The organism is Kitasatospora sp. NPDC057500, from assembly GCF_042802195.1.
Taxonomy (GTDB): domain Bacteria; phylum Actinomycetota; class Actinomycetes; order Streptomycetales; family Streptomycetaceae; genus Kitasatospora.
In genome coordinates this window covers 1-18583 of record NZ_JBHVER010000032.1, presented here as the reverse complement: position 1 = coordinate 18583, position 18583 = coordinate 1, and the positions used below count along the sequence as shown (strand labels likewise).

Sequence of the window (18583 nt, the reverse complement as noted above, 5' to 3'; positions counted from 1 at the left end):
CCGCCGAACGCGGGGCGGCTTCTCGGCGAGCGCGCCGCTACCACCCCGCCGTGGCACCCGGCTCACCGGCCTGCGGCGGCACCGGTGCGGGGGCGGGCGGTGCGGCCGGCGGGGTCGTCGGCGGGGCGGCGGGATCGGGCGTGGCGGGAGCGGGGTGCTCGTAGGGAAGGCCCAGCCGGCCGTTCTGGAGGAGGAACCTCGTGAGCCGCCTGTTCTGGGCGACCTCCGCGACGATGTCCGGCGGCAGCGGAAGGTGGAGTGCCCTCGGCAGGTCGAGGTGGTGCAGGTGGACGGCTGACACGACGCACTCGCCGAACGCCAGGGCCGCCTGCACGGCCGCGAGGTAGGCCAGGCGCGACAGTGCCACCAGACCCGCTGCCAACAGCAGCCACCACCCCGACCGCCAGAGCAGCCAGAGCGAGAGCGGCACGAGCAGCGCGCTGGTGACGCTCAACCGTGCCAGCGCGTCCATCGAGTCCCGGCGGTCCGCGACTGCTGCCCGGACCTTGTCGTCCAGCAGTGGCTCCAGCAGCGGCCAGACGGTGACGGCGTCCAGACCGTACGGCCTCCCGGCCCGCAGCTCGGTGGCGGTGAGGACGTTGCCGAGCGCGGTCGGCCGGAGCAGGTGGTCCTCGTGGGGGCGGGGGTAGCGGCGGGCGGCGAGCACCACGTTCAGGCCGGACCGGTGGACGACCTCGGGCGTGGAGCCCGCCGGGACCCGGGCGTCCACGTCGCCCCGCTTGGTTCTCTGCCGATGGACGCACCAGTCGGTCAGCCGGCGCAGCCGGTGCGGCCACGCGCCCTCCAGCCAGCGCAGCACCACCAGTTGGAACGGCTCGGAGATCTTCGCGGCGATGGCGACCAGCAGGACCAGGGCGACGATCCCGCCGGCCCCGGTCCTGCCGAGCGCCGACCACGCCCGGCCGAACTCCACCGGCCCCGGGGCACCGGCCTTCCACAGCACCAGGAGGTAGAGGGCCGCCGCGCTGGTCGGCAGGACGGAGACCACGAAGAAGCGACCGGAGAACAGCGAGGTGACCGGTTTGGCGAACGCGCCGATGGTCATTCCGCGCAGTCCGTCCAGCCGCCGCAGACCTCGCAGACCGGCAGCGGGTCGTCGACGTAGTTCACGTACTGCTCGGCGGCGCAGTTCACGTCCGCGCAGACCAGCCGGATCGCCGAGACGGCGCCCGGGTGCCCCGCCAGCCCGAGCATCGCCGAGTCGCCGCCCACCGCTCGGTGCCCGCCGTCCGGGTCGGCGGCTTCGTCACCGCGGACCTTCCCGACGAACTCCGCCCCTGCGAGCAGCCGGACGAATCCGGCGTCCGGGTGCTCCTCGAAGGCCCGGCGGACCTGCTCGCGCACGTCGAACCGGGCAGGTGCTCCGGACACGTCGACGGCCGGGGTCCCTTCACCCGGGTCGGTGCGGTCCGGGTCGAGCAGGGTGCGGTAGCGGGCGTACAGCTCGTCGGGGGTCATGGCGTGGCTCTCTTCGCTCGGGTGGTCGCCGGTCCGGGGCCGGCGGCGGTGCGGACGGTCATGGTCCGAGGTGCAGGTAGGGCGCCCACAGGTCCGGGCGGTCCGGGCGGTCCCGGCGCAGCGCCCGCACGGCGGCGTCGAGGGCCGTCGCCGGCCCGCCGGCCGGGTCGGCCGCCAACTGCTCGTGGAAGGCCCGGGCGGTCGCGAACGCGGGCCGGTCGAACACCCGCCACAGCGTGCCCACCACGTCCCGGTACCCGGCGAGGTGCAGGGCCGCGGTCACGTGCACCGACTCGTCGGGCAGCGCCCCCGTACCGCGTGCCGTTCCGCAGCCGGAGAGGTACGCCAGCTCTGCGGCGGGCAGGTCCAGGGAGTCGACGGTCTGCGGTGTGAGCCGACTGCCGTCGCCCAGCAGCAGCGCACCGATGCCCGGCCGGTCCGGGTCGGCGGGCGGTGCGAGGGCGTGTCCGGAGAAGTGCAGCCACGGGTGGGACCGCAGCCCCGACAGCACCGCGCCCAGCGACGCCTGCTCACGTACCAGGGCCGTCCCCTCGCCCACCAGGTCCAGCACGTCCAGGACCTCGTCCTCGGCCAACTGCAGGGACGGTGCCCCAGGTTGGCCCGGCGCGGCGACGCCCAGCACCCCGGCGGGACCGCCCGGACGCGGCGGCCGGTGCCGCGCCTGCCGCAGGGCACGCAGGCTCGGTGTGTACGAGGAGACGACCAGATCCAGCACGTTCTGCCCGGGAAGCTGTCCGTCCTCCCCGCCGTCCGCGCCGAACCGTCCCGCCGCATGCAGGGGCAGGAAGGCCGCCGGCCCGGCCGGCAGCCACCACAGGCGCGGTCGGTCGGCCGGGTCCGTCGGCGCGTCGAGCAGGCCGAGGGCGCCGAGCACCGGCTCCGCCACCGTCGGCCACAACTCCCACAGCACCGATCGGACCGCTCCCTGGCGGGCCGCGCCAGCCGCGTCGCCGTCGGCGAGCGCGAGCCGGTCCAGCCAGTCCCGCACCACGGGCTCGGTCACACCCGGCAGCCGGACCGCCTCCACACCGTCCGCGGCGGCCAGTACGGCGTACGTCCCGGCGTGGTGCGGGCTGACCGCCACCACCGGGCCGCACGCCGCGAGACGGCGCAGGTCCGCGGTGTCCGGAACCTCCAGGAACCGCGCGAAGCCCGGCAAGCGCCGGATCGCGGCCAGCTCCGTCTCCCAGCGATCGGCCGCCCGGTGCTTGCGGTCCGTGCGGGCATCGCCGCGCCGGCGCATCAGCGCGTCCGGGGCCCGGTTGGCCCGCTCCAACTCCTCGGTGGCCTCCGTGAATCGGGCCGAGATCTGCGGGAACACCCTTCTCAGGGCTTCGAGTTCGGTCAGGGACCCGAGACGGACGGTCGGCAGCAGCCCCCGGCCCGCCTCCAACAGGCCCAGCGCGTCCGCTGGTTGGAAACCGGCCAGCAGAGCGGCGACACAGGCGTCCGCGCCCAGGGTCCGCGCGTGCCGTCCGAGCAGCCGTTCACGATCCTCGATCGAGAGCCGCTGGGAGGCCAGTCCGGTGAGCCCACGCACCACGAGGGCGAGCAACGGCGCGCAGGCCGGCCAGTCGGCGCGCTGCTCGGCCAGCGTGACCGCCAGGGCGGCGAGCCCCGCCGTCTCGGCGGGCGCGGCCAGCGGGTGGCTCGCGTAGCGCTCCGCATCGGCCAACCCCTGCTGCCAGGCGTCGGCCGCAGCCGACCGCCAGGGCTCGCCCGCCGCCCAGGTGGCCTTCGCCCGCGTGAGCCGGGACTTCGCCAGTCCGTGCAGGGCCTGCGCGTGCTCGGGGACGTCCGGCGGCAGTCCGGCCAGCAGGTCCTGGTAGAGCTGTTCGGCCTCCCGCTGCTCCCCGGCACCGGCCAGGAAGTCGGCCCGCACCAGGCGCTGTGCGGTATCCGTCTGCGGGAGGTGCTCGGCCAGCGGGTCCAGCGCCTGGACCAGACGGCCCCCGATGGCGCGCAGCTGCTCCACCGCCATGGTCTCGGCCGGCGTCCCGCCCGGTTCCGCCGTGAGCTCGCGTTGCACCCCGGTGATCTCGGCCATCGCTGAACGGATTTCGGCCGCGCCCGGGAGCAGCGACTCGAACGGTGCGAGATCGTCTGCGACTCGCTGCAGGCGGGCGGTGATCTCGGCGATCTCGGCGGGGCCGAGGTGCTCGGTGTCCTGGGCCGTTTGGAGCTTGCGCACGACCGGGTCGAGGCCGCCCAGCGCGCCGAGGGCGCCGTGCAGCCGCCCCAGCAGGGTGTCGGGATCGGGTCGGCCCGGTTCCTGCGGCGGTGCGGGGGCGGACGGCGGATGCGGGGCGGGACCCCGGGCCTCGCCGAGATCCTGGCTGTCCCCGCTGAGGGTGCCGCGGAGTGCCAGTAGCCGGGCCAGCCGCGCCTGCGCCTCCGTGCGGGCCTTCCGCCGGCGCTGCTCCTGTTCCGGGGACTCCCCGGGGCGCGGTCCGGCCCCGTCGCGGAGCACCTCGCGGCAGATCGCGATCGCCTCGGTGGCCGGTGCGAGGTCCCGCCGACGCTCCGCGGTGACCCGCAGCGCGTCGGCGAGCAGCACGGCCGCGGCGTCCCGCAGCGCCGAACCGGCCGGGGCTGCCGCGAGCGCTGCCCGGGCGAGGGCCTGCCACTCCTCCAGCAGTTCTCCCGGGTTGTCCGTGGCGAGCGTCGTGAAGTGCTCGGCGAAGTTCAACGCCGCCAGCGCGGCCTCGTCGGCGGAGTCCCGGGGCTGTGCGACGGACAGCCGCCCGCGCGCCAGGTAGCGGTCAGCCCAGCGGCGTTCGCCCGGGTTCCGGACAGCGAGGAAGTACGCCGTCCCCAGGTCGTCGATCAGCTGCAGGCGGTGCGGGTGGTCGTCCGCGACGACCCGCACCAACTCGTCGTCGGCGGCCAGTACCTCGGCCACCTCGTCCTCGTCGACCGTCCAGGCAGGACCCCAGGAGGTCCGCAGCAGGTTGACCAGTGCGTAGAGGATGTCGGCCCGGTAGGGATGGTCCGGGCCGGTGCGGGCCGCCGCCTCCCGGGCCAGTGCCAGGGCATCGGCGGCGTTCGCCGCCCACCGCCCCTGGCGGACCAGGGCCGTGGCAAGGGCGGTCAGCGCCCAGGGGCGCCACCAGTGGTCCGGCGGCAGCAGCTCGACCGACCGGCGCAGCGCCGGGATCGCCGTCACCTCGTCCCCGGCTTCCGGGCCGTCACCGAGGCCGGCCAGCAGACCGACCGCCTCGACCTCCTCGGGCGTGCTTCCCCAGCCGAGGCCGTCGCCCACCAGCGCGGCGAGCGTCGTCAGCGCGAGGAACGCCCGCAGCGGGTTCGCCCTCGACTGCCGCATCATCTCCGCCGGATCGGTCACCTCCGGCGGAGGCAGCAGGATCGCCGGGACCAGTTCCTCGCCGAAGCGCCGGACATGGCGCAGCACTTCCACCCCGCGCGCCAGCCGCTCGGTGTCGCCGAGTCCGATGCCCCGGCACCAGAGCGAGAGCCCGAGCAACTGGGCGGTCCGGACGTCGGGGTGCCATCGCAGTGCGGGCCAGGCGTCCAGCAGCATCGCCTGGCGCTGTTCGACCTCGGGACGCAGCAGCACGCCCTGCGAGTCGCCCGTCTGGTCTGCGAGGAAGTCGATGACGGCGAGGCGGAGCATCTTCTGCTCCTGCGTGACCGTGGGAATCCAGGCCTCGTGATCCAGCATGCGACCGATGATGCATCAGCGCGTGTCGTCCGCGCAGCCGTGCTGCAACACTGTTTCAGAACAAGGACGTTGGGGGCTCGGGTGTCCCCGGCGCACGTCGTGCCGTCAGTGTCCGGGACCGGTCGGGGCCGGTGCCCGCTCCGGTTCCAGGCCCAGGCGCCGGGCGTCGTGTTCGGGGCGGACGGTGATGACGGCGAGCGCTCCCGCCGCCGTCATCACGAGAGCGGCGACGAGGAAGGCGGTGCGGTAGCCCGTTCCGGGATCGCCCGCGGTGTCGAGGAGGCGGCCGGTGAGGAAGGGGGCGGCGAGCCCCGGGAGGGTTCCGGTGGCGGCGACGATGCCGAAGAGGGCGCCGCGCTGGGCGGTGGGGACGACCTCGGCGGCGGTCATGTAGTGCAGGGGGATGGCGACGGCGACGGTACCGAAGGCGAGCGCGATCAGGAGCAGGCGGGGAGCGGCGGCGTCGGTGAAGGGGAAGGCGGCCATCGCGCAGCCGGCCACGCAGACCGCGATGCCCTGGGTGGCGCCGGCCGACCAGCGGCTGGAGACGCGGCGGGACTTGAGCGCGTCCATGAGCGGGGAGACGGTCAGCAGCAGGACGAGGCTGACGGCGGAGACGGCGCTGATGGTGGTGGCGGTGGCGTTCGGGGTCATGCCGAGTTCGGTGCGCAGGTAGGCGGGGAGCCAGGCGTGGCTGAGGGAGAGCGCCCAGGCGGCGCCGAAGGCGCTGGAGATGCTGCCGAGGACGGTGCCGGTGGTGAGGAGCCGTCGGTAGGGCAGGCGGTGCGGGCCGGTTCCCGGGGCGGCGTCGGCGGGGGTGGCGCGGGTGTGGTCGAAGGGGCCGTCGTGGCCGACGCGCCACCAGAGCAGTCCCCAGAGTGCGCTGACGACGGCGAGGGCGGCGAAGGCCGAGCGCCAGCCGTGGCCGGTGATGATCCAGGTGAGGACGGGGGCCGCGATGAGGGTGCCGAGGGCGGCGCCGCCGATCTGGAGGGCGGAGGGCAGGCCGCGGCGGTGCGGGGGGAACCACTTGTAGAGCGCGTGCATGGACATGGAGGCGGCGGGCCCCTCGGCCGCGCCGAGGAGGGCGCGGCCGGCGATCAGCGCCGGAACGGTGGCGGCGATCAGGACGGGCAACTGGGCGACGGCCCACAGCAGGGTCATGGCGAACAGGAGCGTCCGGCTGGATATCCGGGTGGAGAGGAAGCCGACGAGGAGGCCGGAGAGGCTGAAGAGCAGGGAGAAGGCGCTGGAGATCAGTCCGTAGGTGCTGTTGTCGATGCCCAGCTCGTCCATGATCGGGACGGCGGCGAGGCCCAGGACGGACTTGTCGGCGAAGTTGATGACCATGAAGGCGACGATCATGGCGGTGATCAGCCAGGCGCGGCGGCGGTCGTACGGGGGGTCGGCGGCCGGGGCGCCGGTGCGGTCGAGCGGGGGCACGAGGGGGCGGGGTGCCATGGGTGACTCCTGCGGGTGGGGGAGGGGCAGGGGGTCGTGACGCCGGCGGGCCCGGTACGGGGGCAAGGGGCGGGCGGCGTCGGGCGGAGGAGGGGCGGCCGTGGTGGTGGCGGCCCGTTGCCGGGGGCGCCGGCCGTCAGGCGTACGGGCGGCGGTCCCGGCCTGCGGGCGCGGGCCGGGCGGCATGCCGGTGAGCGGGTCTCGACGGCATGCCGCCGGGTGGCGGGACCGGTCAGACGAGTGCCTTGGCGATGGCGTTCTTGTGGATCTCGGTGGTGCCGGTGACGATCCGGAACATCCGCAGGGTCCGGAAGATCTGCTCGACCTCGTGGCCCCGGGTCAGGCCGTCCTTGCCGTGGATCTGGACGGCCTGGTCCGCCACGCGGAAGCACGCCTCGGAGGTGAACAGCTTGCACATGTTGGCCTCCACCGCGATGTTCGCGCCGTTGTCGGCCCGGGCGGCGGTGGCCATGACCATGGAACGGGCCGCGTAGATGTCGGTGGCCATCTCGGCGAGCTTGTGCTGGATGGCCTGGAGCCCGAGCAGCGGGCGGCCGAACGCGATCCGGCTCTTGGAGCGGGCCACGGAGAGGTCCCAGGCACGCCGGGCGGCGCCGATCAGCGAGGGGCAGTGGAGCAGCCGGTTGAGGGTGACCCGGCCGATGCCGATGCGCAGGCCCTCGCCGATCTCGCCGAGCAGGTTGGCCGCCGGGACGCGGCAGTCTTCCAGGACCACGTCCCCCTCCATCTGCTGGCCGGACATCGGGACCTCGCCGTCGAGGACCCGGCAGCCGGGGGAGTCGAGGTCGACCAGGAAGGCGCTGTAGGCCTCGTCCGTGCCGGCCATCCGGGCGACGACGATCGCGAAGTCGGCGAAGGGCGCGGCGGAGCTGAAGACCTTGTGCCCGTTGAGGACGTAGCCGTCGCCGTCGGGGGTGGCCGTGGTGGTCATGCGCCGGACGTCGGAGCCGGCGTCCTGCTCGGTGAGGGAGAAGCAGCAGGCGCGTTCGCCGCGGATGACCGGCAGGAGGTAGCGCTCCAGTTGGTACTCGGTGGCGTACTTGACGACGGCACCCACCCGCAGCGGCCCGCCCAGGTCGCCGAGGACGGAGTGCGACAGGGCGGCCCCGGAGGCGGTCAGCTCCTCCTTCAGGGCGCACAGTTCGGTGAGGCCCAGGCCCCGGCCGCCGAGTTCCGGCGGCAGGCTGATGCCGTAGAAGCCGAGTTCGGCGCTGCGCTTCCAGACGTGTTCGAGGGTGGCCCGGTCGAGCCTGCTCTCGGGGGTGATGCCGTGCTCGCGTTCGTAGGGGACCAACTCGTCCGCGAGGTAGCCGCGCAGCCGCACGACCAGGTCCTGGAGGCGGGGGTTGTCGTCGTAGGAGGGGGTGAGGGTGTAGGGCATGGGGGGTTCCTGTTCCTGGTGCGGTGGCTGCTGCTGCGGGCGGGTCAGTGGACGCGGCGCTCGGCGCCCGCCCAGTACGGCTCGCGGATCGCGCGGCGGTCTATCTTGCCGTTGGGGTTGTGGGGCAGGGCGGTGACGAAGTCGACGGAGCGGGGCTTCTTCATGCGGGCGAGGCGCTCGGAGCAGAACGCGGTGAGCTGCTCCTCGGTGAGTCCGGCCCCGTCCCGCAGGACGACCACGGCCTTGACGGCCTCGCCCCACTGCTCGTCGGGGACGCCGACGACGGCGGCCTCGTGGACGTCCGGGTGCTGGTGGAGGACGGATTCCACCTCGACGGCGTAGATGTTGAAACCGCCGGAGATGATCATGTCCTTGCGGCGGTCGACGATGAAGACGTAGCCGTCCGGCCGGCGGCGGGCGAGGTCCCCGGTGAGGAACCAGCCGTCGCGGAAGGACTCGGCGCTCAGTGCGGGCTCGTTGTGGTAACGGGGGACGACGTCGGGGCCGCGGACGGCGATCTCGCCGATCACGCCGTCGGGCACCTGGGCGCCGCTCTCGTCGACGATCCGCACGTCCGCCTCGGCGAGCGGGCGCCCGCAGGACAGGAGCAGTTCCTCGTCCTCCCCGTCGATCGCCCGCCGGTGGTCCTCGGTGGACAGGAACAGGACACCGGAGGTGGTCTCCCCGCAGCCGTACCCCTGGGAGAGCACGGGCCCGAACAGGTCCCAGGCGGCGCGGATGCGGGCCGGTGACATCGGCGCGGCGCCGTAGATCAGCTGGCGCAGGCTGGAGAGGTCGTAGTCGCGGGCGTTGGGGAGCGCGAGCACCGTGTTGACCATCGTGGGGACGACGAAGGCGTGGGTGGCGCGCTCCCGCTGGACGGTGGCGAGGAACTCCTCGGCGTCCCAGCGCGGCAGGACGATCGCGCAGCCGCCGGCGAAGAAGACGCCCATCAGGGGCATGCCGGAGGCGTGGGTGACGGGACCGGCGAGGATCTGGCGCCCGCCCGGGCCGACGCGGGTGTCCGCGTTCATCACCGACTTGCGCATCAGGGCCAGCCGGTTGCCGTAGGTCTGGACCGCCGCCTTGAGGCGGCCGGTGGAGCCGGAGGTGAAGTGGAGCACGGCGGTGTCGTGCTCGCCGCACTCGACGTCGACGGCCTCGGGGGCGGTGTCGGCCAGCGTCCGCGCGTAGCCCGGGCCCAGCTCCCCGGGGCCGTCGTAGCACAGGACCGTCTTCACGCTCGTTCCGGGGAGCACCGCCCGGACCGTGTCCTGGTGGCCGGCGTCGGTCAGCAGGACCCGGGCCCCGGACTCCCGCAGCAGGTGCGCCACCTCCGCCTCGCCCAGGCGGGCGTTGACGGGTACGCGGGCCAGTCCCGCCTTGTACAGCGCCACCTCGGTGACGACCAGTTCGGCGCGGTTGGCCGCGAGCGTCGCGACCCGGTCGCCCCGCTCCAGCCCCATCCCGCGCAGCGCGGTCGCCAGCCGGTCGCTCCGGTCGTCGAGTTCCGCGTAGGTCAGCCGGACCGGGCCGCAGACCACGGCCTCCGCGTCCGGGTGATGGCCGGCCGTCCGGCGCACGTACCGCCCGAGGTTCATGGGCACCTCCACAGAGATTCCGAACACTTAGTTCGGAAAGTAGTTTGGTGTCCGGCAACCTAAGGGCAGCGTTAGGGTCAGGTCAACGGTCCGGAGCAGAAGGAAGACAACGTGGAAACGAAGCCCGCAGGAGACCGCCGCGTCCGCCGCACGCGCGCCGCGCTGCGCCGGGCCCTGGTGGAACTCACCCTGGAGAAGGGGTTCCAGGCGATCACGGTCGAGGACATCACCGAGCGCGCGGACGTCGGCCGCGCCACCTTCTACGCGCACTGCCGCGACAAGGAGGACCTGCTCGTCGGCATCGTCCGCGACCTCGCCGAGGACCGCGAGCGCCTGCTGCCGGCGGTGCGCCAGGCGCACGCCCAGGGCTTCACCGGGCTGCCGGTGAAGTACATCTTCGAGCACGCCGAGCAGGAGCGGCCGGTCTACCGGGTGATCCTGCGGGGGGAGGGCGACGGGCGGGCGCTGCGGGAGTTCACCGAGCTCATCCGCACCCGCGCCGAGGCCGCGTTCCGCGACCGCGCCGCGCAGCTCGGGGCGACGCCGCGGATCCCGCTCGACCTCGTCGCGCGGGCCTGGACCGGCGAACTCGTCGGCCTGCTGTCCTGGTGGGTGGAGGGCGACACCGGCTACAGCGCCGCCGAGATCACCGCCCACCTGCGCGACCTGTCCGTCTACGGCCGGGTGTGGGCCACCGGACTGGCCCCCTCGGACGCCCCGGGGGCCCTGGACCTGACGCCGTAGGCGCCCGCCCCTTCCGGGGGCCGCTCCGGGTGACTCTGGTCGATTTACCGAACACGATGTACGGTAACGGCCTCTGGAAGGCGCGCCTGAGTGAGCGGAGCTGCCGTATGACCACCATGCCACCCCTGTCCGACCTGACGTGGGCCCGCGGATTCACCGATCCGGCCTGGGCCCGCCGCCACACCACGTCGGGCCGGGAGACCGTTCCGAGCCGCGCCGTCTGGCGAGGCGGCGACGGTCCCCGGGAACTGCCCACCGCACCGCCCGGGGCCCTCGACGGCTTCTCCTTCACCGGCCCCGGCGGCCGCACGCTCGGCCTCGGGCAACTGCTCGCCGAGGCCGAGACCGACGCCCTGCTGGTGCTGCACCGGGGCAGGCTCGTCCACGAGCAGTACCTGCACGGCTACGAGCCCCACGTGCCCCACTTCAACGCCTCGGCCGCCAAGTCCTACCTCGGCCTGCTCGCGGCCACCCTCGTCCACGAAGGTCACCTCGACCGCGACACCGAGGTGGTGAAGTACGTCCCCGAACTCGCGGGCACCGCCTTCGGCGAGGCCACCGTCGACCACCTCCTCCACATGGGCACCCGGATGAGCTACGCCGGCCGCCGCTACGACAAGGCCCTGGAGGCCCAGCGCTACTTCGCCGTCCTGGCACCCCAGTTGCGGCCCTTCGGCTACAGCGGGCCCGCCAGCATCCGCGAGCACCTCGCGACGGCCCGGTCCACCGGTGCGCCCGGCGTCGAGTTCCGCTACGAGAACGGCAACGTCGAGGCGCTCGCCGAGGTCCTGCGCCGGGTCACCGGCACCACCACCTCGGCGCACCTGTCCGACACGGTGTGGTCCCGGCTCGGCGCGCAGGAGGACGCCTACTACATCGTCGACGCCGAGGGGGCCGAGGCCGCCTGCGGCGGGTTCAGCGCCACCGCGCGCGACGTGGCCAGGCTCGGCGAGATGATCCGCTGCGGCGGCGCCGTCGGCGACCGGCAGGTGATCCCCGAGGCCGTCGCCTCGACCATCGTCTCGGGCGTCCCGGACGGCTACCCCCGCCGCGTCCGCTTCCCCGCCGCACCCGCCGCCGCGCCGGCCACCCTCTCGTACCACGACCTGTGGTGGATCCCCAACGACCCGTACGGTTCGTTCATGGCGGGCGGAATCCACGGCCAGCGCCTCTTCATCTGCCCCGCACTGGACCTGGTGGTCGTGCACTACGCCTCCCAGGTCGTCTCGCCGGCCGTCCCCCAGGTGCCCCTCGTCCAGGCCTTCCTGGCGATCGGGAGCCACCTGAAGGCCCAGGACCTGTCGGCCCCGTCCAGGTGACGGTCACCCGCGCGGGTGGTCCGAGGCCGCGGTCGGCAGCGCGGTGGCCTCCTCGCCCTCCGCTGCCGCCCGGGCGGCAGCCCGCCTTCCCGGCATCCGGTCAGGGTTCCAGGCCGTACGCCACGGTCACGGCGCATGGCCGCTCCACCGTTCGGCCCGCACTCCCGGCTGAGCGGCCCGCGCCTGCGTGACGGGCGCGGCGACCCCGGCAGGGGCGCGCGCCCGGCGCACGCCACCGGTCTCGCGCGCCCTGGTGTGGTCCGGCCCGGGCGGTCAAGCTTCCCGGGGCGGCCCGGAGGCCGACCGGCTCATCGTCAGACTGATGCGCACGCCGATCGGCGAGCGGCGGCCTCTCGCGCGGGACGGGCCGCCGGCCGGTGTGTCACGCGGAGAGGTGGATTCGCATGACAGTGGTCCGCAGTGGACCGGACGCACCCCCGCGGACGGGGCGTCACCGGCGGTCGCGGCGCCGGGCGGTGGCCGCCTCGGTGGCCGGCGCGCTCGCCGCCCTGGGCGTGCTCGCGCCCGCCGCGCCCGCGTCCCCGGCGCCCGCCGCCGACAGCCCCGCGCACCGGCTGGTCTACGTCGCCAACCTGCGCGGCAACTCGGTCACGGCGTACGACCCGTCGACCAACGCGGCCGTGGCGACCATTCCGGTCGGCACCGCCCCCCAGGGAGTGGCGGTCTCCCCGGACGGCGCCCAGGCCTACGTCGTCAACGACGGCAGCAACACCGTGTCGGTGATCGACACCGCCTCCAACACGGTCGCCGCGACCATCCCGGTCGGCCGGCTGCCCGGCCCGGTGGCGTTCTCCCCGGACGGCTCGCGCGCCTACGTCGGGCACTACGTCAACCCGCGCACCGGCGGCGTGGACGTCATCGACACCGCCACCAGGACGGTCACCACGACCGTCCTGGTCGGCAGCCAGCCGTTCGGCATCGCGCTGACGCCCGACGGCGCACGCGCCTACGTCGCGAACCTCCTCGGCGACTCCGTCTCGGTGATCGACACGGCCACCAACACGCTGACCGCCTCCATCGCCGGCCCCGGCGTCCGCAGTCCGGCCGCCGTGGCGGTCACCCCCGACGGCAGCCGCGCCTACACCGCCAACTTCAACAGCGGAAACGTGTCCGTCATCGACACCGCCAGCAACACGATCACCGGCAACATCCCCGTCGGGTCCGGCCCCGGGAGCGTGTCGATCGCCCCCGACGGCGCCCGTGCCTACGTGGCGAACCAGAGCGCCAACACGGTGTCGGTGATCGACACCGCGACCGGGACCGTCAGCGACACCGTCGCGGTCGGCGCCACGCCCGTCGGCGTGCTGGCCGACCCGGCCGGCGGCGCCGCCTACGTGACCAGCGGCCGGGCCGACACGGTCTCGGTGATCGACACCGCCACCAACACCGTCACCGCGACCGCCGCCACGGGGCGGAACCCGTACGGCCTGGCCACGGCCACCGTCGCGCCCGCCGTCACCGGGGTGCGCCCCGGCCACGGCCCGGCGGCCGGCGGCGGCACCGTCACGATCACCGGCACCCACCTGGCCGGCACCAGGACGGTCCTGTTCGGCACCGCGCCGGCGACCGGCGTCACCGTCGTCGACGACTTCACCGTCCGGGCGACCGTTCCGCCGGGCGCCGGCGGCGCGGTGGACGTCACGGTGGCCACCCCCGCCGGCGCCAGTCCCGCCACCCGCGCGGCCCGGTACACCTACGAGTACCCCTTCAGCGGCTTCCGGCCGCCGGTCGCCGACCCGCCCGCCGTCAACCAGGGCCGCGCCGGAAGGGCGTTCCCGATGAAGTTCTCGCTGGGCGGCGACCGCGGCCCGGACGTCATCGCCCGCGGCTACCCGACCGTGCGGGAGACCGACTGCACCACCGGGGAACCCCTCGGCCCGCCCACCGCCGCCGACACCCCCGGGAGCAGCGGACTGCGCTACGAGGCGGCGACCGACACCTACACCTACGTGTGGAAGACCTCGGCCTCCCACGCCGGGACCTGTCGGCTGTTCACCCTGGGCCTGAACGACGGCACCACCCACACCGCCCTGTTCCGCCTCGCCTGAGCGACCGCAACGGCACGACGGCACGACGGCACCGCCCGCCGGTGCCGTCGTGCCCACGGCCGGAGCGTCCGTCGCCGGGCGGCGAACGGGTCGGTGACCAGGTCCTGGTCCCGCCGTCGCCGGAAGAAGGCGCAGACACGCATCGGACATGGCCAATTCCCTTTCCTGGTCGGCAGTTGACCGTAGGATCGGGCGGACCTCGGCGTGCCCGTCGGCGGCTTCGAGGAGTACCTCGTCGCCCCACCCGTCCGCACCGTCGACGAACTCATGCGGCGACTGGACCAGCCAGACGAGCCGCTCGGCCTGGTCATGATCCGCTGCCACGGCTCCTACTCGCACTCCGCGAACGAGTTCACCATCGGCGGCCCCTCCCTGAACCGCTTCACGGGCTACTCGATGAAGACGCTCCGGGAGTTCCAGCCACCCGTCCTGCTCAACTCCTGCGCGTCCGGCCAAGCGATTTCAGGACGACCAACTGCCGGGCCGGCCGGTGCGCAGCTTCGTCGAACTGTTCCTCCGGTACGGGGCGAGCGGCGTGGTCGCGGTCATCGGCGACATCGACATCGACCACTCGCACGACTTCGCCACCCGACTGCTGGAGCACGCCGTGGACAAGCCCGTCAATCTCGCCGCCATGCTCCAGGAGCACCGCCGGTACTACTGCGCAGAGCTGACCCGCGAGCCGTCCGGCGGAGAGCAGCGGGACGTCGAGGAGGACTACAAGCACTTCCTGACCAGCTTCCTGTACGTCTACTACGGGCACCCGGACACCACCCTGCACCTCACCCAGCCCGGAGGCGGCGGTACCGGGTGCGACGGCGCAGACCCGGGGGAGGGGACGGCGTCATGACACCACCGTCGGTGCCGCTGCGCCCGCTGGTGAGCTGGCCGCACCTGGCGGAGCCGGGACGCAGCTACCTCGTCACCGTCGACGTCGAGATCGCGGGCAGCGATCCCGTGCCCGAGTGGCCGTACGACCAGGAGGAGTTCGCGATCGGGTGCATGCTCGCGGGCTGTCCCGGCATCGAGATCGAAGCCCTGGGCCCCACCGCCGTCGTCCTCCACCGGTTCGGCGGCACCTACGGTCCGGCACGCTTCGTGGCCCATGTCGCCGCCGAGCCACTGCCCTCGGCCTCCGACGCCGAAGCCGAGGAACCGGGACTCCAGCTCACCCTGGTCACTGCCGGCGGCATCCCGTTCCGCACGATCAACCTGCCGGTCGGCATCGACCGGAACGCGGGGGGCCCGGGGACGGAGGAGCCGCCCACCGTGCTGCTGCCGCCCCGGGAGCAGCGGTCGGCCGGACCGGGAGCCGCAGCACGGCCGCTCACGCCCCGGGCGAGCGAGCCTCGGACGCGGACCTGGCGGGAGCCGCGGCGCAGGCAGGTCGTCGCCGTCGCCCCGACGGGATCCTCGGCTGTCGCCTCGGGCTACGAGATCGCCCCCCGGCTGGTGCTGACCCTGCTTCCGGACGGAGCCGGCTACGGCACCGTGATGAGGGTGTTCCGGCCCGGGCGGCCCGGCACGCTGCACGGTACGGCCGTGTGGATCGGGACCGGCGCGGGCTCGGAGGGGCTCGCGCTGCTCCGCATCGAGGACCACGAGGCGGACTCCGTTCCCGAGGCCGCCTCCGTCCGGTGGGGGCGGTTGGTGACGGATTCGGTGGCGACGGACGCCGAGGCAGTGGGTGTGTTGTACCTGGTGCCGATCGGCGGCCCGGCGGCGGACGTCGTACACCTCGCCGGCGTTCTCCTGTCGGCCGGATCCGTGCGGGGCGGGCGCGCCTTCATGGTGTACGGGAACGCGTCGCCCGAGTGGCGCGAGGGGACGGGTCCGTCCTGGCCCGGGGTCGCAGGAAGCGCCGTGTTCTGCAACGGTCTGTTCACCGGTGTCATCGTGTCCCACTCCCCCCGGACGGGGCCGCTTCGACGTGGTGCTCGGGTCCCACCTGCTGGGTGACGCTTCTCTCCGTAGCACGCTGGCCCGGCACTGGCCGAACGCTCCGCTGGTCCTGGAACCCGTCGAATGGCAGGACCTGACCGACCACTTCCCCGGCCGGACCGAGCGCAGATGGAGGACGCCGGCCGCGTTGCTGCATGCCCGCTACCAGGTCCTCCCGTTCCGCGGCCGTGCGGAGCTGCTTGCGCAGCTCCGGGACTGGAGCAGGGAGCCGGACTTCGGCGCCCGCCTCGTCCACGGTGCCGGCGGCCAAGGGAAGACCAGGCTGGCGCTGGAGCTGGCCGGCCTCCTCGCAGCCGACGGCTGGGCCGTCCTGTGGTTGCGCGCGGGGGCAGCCGTCCGAGACCTGGAGGTCCTGAGGCGCGCGGCCGTGCCGACGCTGATCGTCGTCGACTACGCCGAGATGCGGGCCGCACAGATCACCGGATTGCTGGATGCCGTCAACCGGCGGGAGCCCGGCCCCGCGGTCAAACTGCTGCTCCTGGCCCGAACGGTGGGCGACTGGTGGCACGGACTGTCCCTCGGCAGCCGCGTTGCCGAATACCTTCTCGATGATGCCGCCGCCATCGAACTCCCGTCGCTGGAAACCGATTTCGGATCCTCCCGAGCGGAGGAGTACCTCCAGGCCGTCCACGGCTTCGCGGCCGGGCTGGCGGAGGTCGACGGCTGGGAACACCACGACTGGCCGGAGGCCGTGAACCGTCTGGTCGCCGCCCAGCGGCTCCGCGGCCACCCCGCCGCCAGGCCCGACGGAACGGTCCTCGCGCTCCACATGGCGGCGCTCGCCGATCTGCTGGACACCGCGGAGCAGATCGCCGCCGGTTCCGAATCCGAGGAACAAGCCTCGGGGGCAGACGAACTCGAAGACCGGCTGCTCGCGCACGAAGAGCGGTACTGGAGAGCACTCGCCGACTCGCGGGGGCTCCGTTCCTTCCTGTCGGAGCGCCGCCTCATGGACGCCCTGGCCGCCGCGTTCCTGTTCGGTGCCGAGGACGGTGTCGAGGCCGATGCGATCCTGCGCCACGTCCCCGGCCTGATGGACCTGAGCCGTGACCGGCGCTCGGCGGTGCGGTCCTGGATCTCCGCCGTGGCACCTTCCGCCCGGTCCCGCCCGTGGGATTCCCTCCAGCCCGACAGGCTGGCAGAGCGCTTCGTCGGACGCCGGCTGGAGTACAACCACACCATCCCCGATGCCGTGGTGCCCGCGGCATCCCCGGCGCAGCTCGCCCAGCTCCTGAGCGTCTACTCCAGGGTCGCCACCCACCGCGTCTTCGAGGGCGCGCTCTACCGACACCTTGTCGCCCTGTGCGTGCGCCACGCCGTTGCCCTCGGGCCGGTGGCCGTCGAGGTCGCGACCCAGACGGAGGCACCCGGGCCGCTGCTCGAAGCCCTGCACCGGATCACGGACGCGCCCGGCATTCCGCTCGCGGAGCTGGAACGGCTGGTCGAGCGGCTTCCGAAGCAGAGCGAGCGGCTCGCCTCCTGGGCGGCCCGGGTCACCGAACTCATCGTCAACGAGCACCGCGCTCTCGCCCGGGCCGACCCGCCCGACTGCCGCGCCTCGCCGACCACCTCAACGACCTCGGCCTCCGACTCGCCGGGACGGGCGCGCGCGTGGGCGCCCTGGAGGTCACGATGGATGCCGTCAGCATCCGGCGCGGCCTCGCCGAGGAGGACCCCGGCGCTCACCGGCCCGAACTCGCCACCGCTCTCAGCAACCTGGGCATCCAGCTCGCCGCACAGGGCCGTCCCCGGGAAGCCCTGAACGCCACGGAGGAGGCCGTCGGCATCCGGCGCAGCCTCGCCCGGGCGGACCCGGACGCCCACCTGCCCGAACTCGCCGCCGCTCTGAGCAATCTGGGCACCCGCTTTGCCGCCCTGGGCCGCCACGGGGAGGCGCTGCCCGTCAGCCGGGAGGCCGTCGAGATCTACCGGCGACTCGCCCGCGTCAGGCCTGAAGCCTTCCTGCCCGAGCTTGCCGGAAGTCTCGTCAACCTCAGCGGGGAGATGGGCGGGAGCACCATGCTCACCGAGGCCCTGGAAGCGGTATCGGAGGCCGTCGGCATCTACCGCGACCTGGCTTCCTCGGACCCCGACGCCTACCTGCCGAACCTCGCCACCGGTCTCGACAGCCTCTCGACCCGGCTCGCCGACCTCGGTCGCCACGAGGAGGCCCTGAGCGTCGGTCATGAGGCTGCGGAGATCCTCCGGCGGCTGGCCGCGGTGAATCCCGATGCGCATCGGCCCGATCTCGCGAGGAGTCTCAACAATCTCGCCGTGGGTCTGAGTCAGGTCGGCCGGCGCGAGTCCGCTCTTGCCGCCATCGAGGATGCCGTCCGTATTCTTCGCGAACTCGCCGCCGCCAACCCGGACGCACATGTGCCGGAGCTGGCCGTCGGTCTCGGCGTCCTCTCGGAAACCCTGCAGTCCCTCGGTCGGCACGAGGCCGCCCTTGCGGCGATCACCGAAGCCGTTCGGATCCGCCGACGGCTCGCGCAGGCGGATCCCGCCGCCCCTCAGCCGGAACTCGTAGCCGGCCTCCGTACCCTCGGTGCGCAGCTGGCCGCCCTCGGCCGGGACGAGGAGGCCGCCGCCGCGCTGGCAGAGGCGGCTGCCGTCGACCGTGGACCGGCCGGGTTGCAGGTGGCGGCGGACGACGGCCGGTTCGAGCAGCACACGCGATCCGCCGCCTGGCACGACCACGGAGGGACCAGTGCGGGCTGACGCGCCGGACAGAAGCCGTCAGCGCTGAGAAAGTGTTGGGTAATCGGGTGATCACTCGTTCTTGAGGTCGTCGGCGAGGCGGCGGGCTGCTTCGGTCTCGATGGGGCCGCGGGGTTCGATCG

At 73.8% G+C, this 18583-nt stretch carries 13 protein-coding genes; 7 read left to right on the top strand and 6 right to left on the bottom strand.

Annotated features, from left to right (window positions below; translation table 11 throughout):
* Positions 1-37 precede the first annotated feature (37 nt).
* The 6 genes from ACFU74_RS10030 to ACFU74_RS10005 form a co-directional block, all read right to left on the bottom strand.
* Entirely contained in the window at positions 38-1066 is a 1029-nt protein-coding gene (locus ACFU74_RS10030; protein ID WP_380754558.1) for a hypothetical protein, read from the bottom strand.
* Complete coding sequence (locus tag ACFU74_RS10025; RefSeq protein WP_380754556.1) at positions 1063-1479, bottom strand: hypothetical protein; 417 nt, start codon at positions 1477-1479, stop codon at positions 1063-1065. Before ACFU74_RS10025 ends, ACFU74_RS10030 begins: the two co-directional genes overlap by 4 nt.
* Before the next feature lie 58 nt (positions 1480-1537).
* Positions 1538-5182: a CHAT domain-containing protein gene (locus ACFU74_RS10020; RefSeq protein ID WP_380754553.1), complete on the bottom strand. Its 3645-nt coding sequence runs from the start codon at positions 5180-5182 to the stop codon at positions 1538-1540.
* A gap of 105 nt (positions 5183-5287) precedes the next feature.
* The gene (locus tag ACFU74_RS10015) at positions 5288-6643 is read right to left on the bottom strand and encodes an MFS transporter (RefSeq protein WP_380754551.1); all 1356 of its coding nucleotides are present in this window, start codon (positions 6641-6643) and stop codon (positions 5288-5290) included.
* A gap of 232 nt (positions 6644-6875) precedes the next feature.
* Positions 6876-8045: an acyl-CoA dehydrogenase family protein gene (locus tag ACFU74_RS10010; protein WP_380754550.1), complete on the bottom strand. Its 1170-nt coding sequence runs from the start codon at positions 8043-8045 to the stop codon at positions 6876-6878.
* A 44-nt stretch (positions 8046-8089) separates the two neighbouring features.
* The gene (locus tag ACFU74_RS10005; RefSeq protein ID WP_380754548.1) at positions 8090-9646 is read right to left on the bottom strand and encodes a long-chain fatty acid--CoA ligase; all 1557 of its coding nucleotides are present in this window, start codon (positions 9644-9646) and stop codon (positions 8090-8092) included.
* Between the two features lie 111 nt (positions 9647-9757).
* On the opposite strand from ACFU74_RS10005, the gene ACFU74_RS10000 reads away from it, so the two are divergent.
* The 7 genes from ACFU74_RS10000 to ACFU74_RS09970 all read left to right on the top strand — a co-directional run bounded on the left by ACFU74_RS10000 (position 9758) and on the right by ACFU74_RS09970 (position 18461).
* Positions 9758-10390, top strand: a complete 633-nt coding sequence (locus ACFU74_RS10000; RefSeq protein ID WP_380754546.1) for a TetR/AcrR family transcriptional regulator — start codon at positions 9758-9760, stop codon at positions 10388-10390.
* A gap of 107 nt (positions 10391-10497) precedes the next feature.
* Positions 10498-11709, top strand: a complete 1212-nt coding sequence (locus ACFU74_RS09995; protein WP_380754544.1) for a serine hydrolase domain-containing protein — start codon at positions 10498-10500, stop codon at positions 11707-11709.
* 404 nt (positions 11710-12113) lie between these two features.
* A complete protein-coding gene (locus ACFU74_RS09990) occupies positions 12114-13778 on the top strand; it encodes a PxKF domain-containing protein (RefSeq protein WP_380754542.1) in 1665 nt (554 codons plus the stop codon).
* Between the two features lie 490 nt (positions 13779-14268).
* Positions 14269-14628 (top strand): hypothetical protein, encoded by a 360-nt coding sequence (locus ACFU74_RS09985; protein WP_380754540.1) that lies wholly within the window; start codon positions 14269-14271, stop codon positions 14626-14628.
* The gene (locus tag ACFU74_RS09980) at positions 14625-15737 is read left to right on the top strand and encodes a hypothetical protein (RefSeq protein ID WP_380754538.1); all 1113 of its coding nucleotides are present in this window, start codon (positions 14625-14627) and stop codon (positions 15735-15737) included. Before ACFU74_RS09985 ends, ACFU74_RS09980 begins: the two co-directional genes overlap by 4 nt.
* Positions 15709-17502 carry a hypothetical protein gene (locus ACFU74_RS09975; RefSeq protein WP_380754536.1) on the top strand — a complete coding sequence of 598 codons (1794 nt, stop codon included), beginning with the start codon at positions 15709-15711 and terminating at the stop codon, positions 17500-17502. The genes ACFU74_RS09980 and ACFU74_RS09975 overlap by 29 nt, the downstream gene beginning before the upstream one ends.
* A complete protein-coding gene (locus tag ACFU74_RS09970; protein ID WP_380754647.1) occupies positions 17388-18461 on the top strand; it encodes a tetratricopeptide repeat protein in 1074 nt (357 codons plus the stop codon). Before ACFU74_RS09975 ends, ACFU74_RS09970 begins: the two co-directional genes overlap by 115 nt.
* Positions 18462-18583 lie beyond the last annotated feature (122 nt).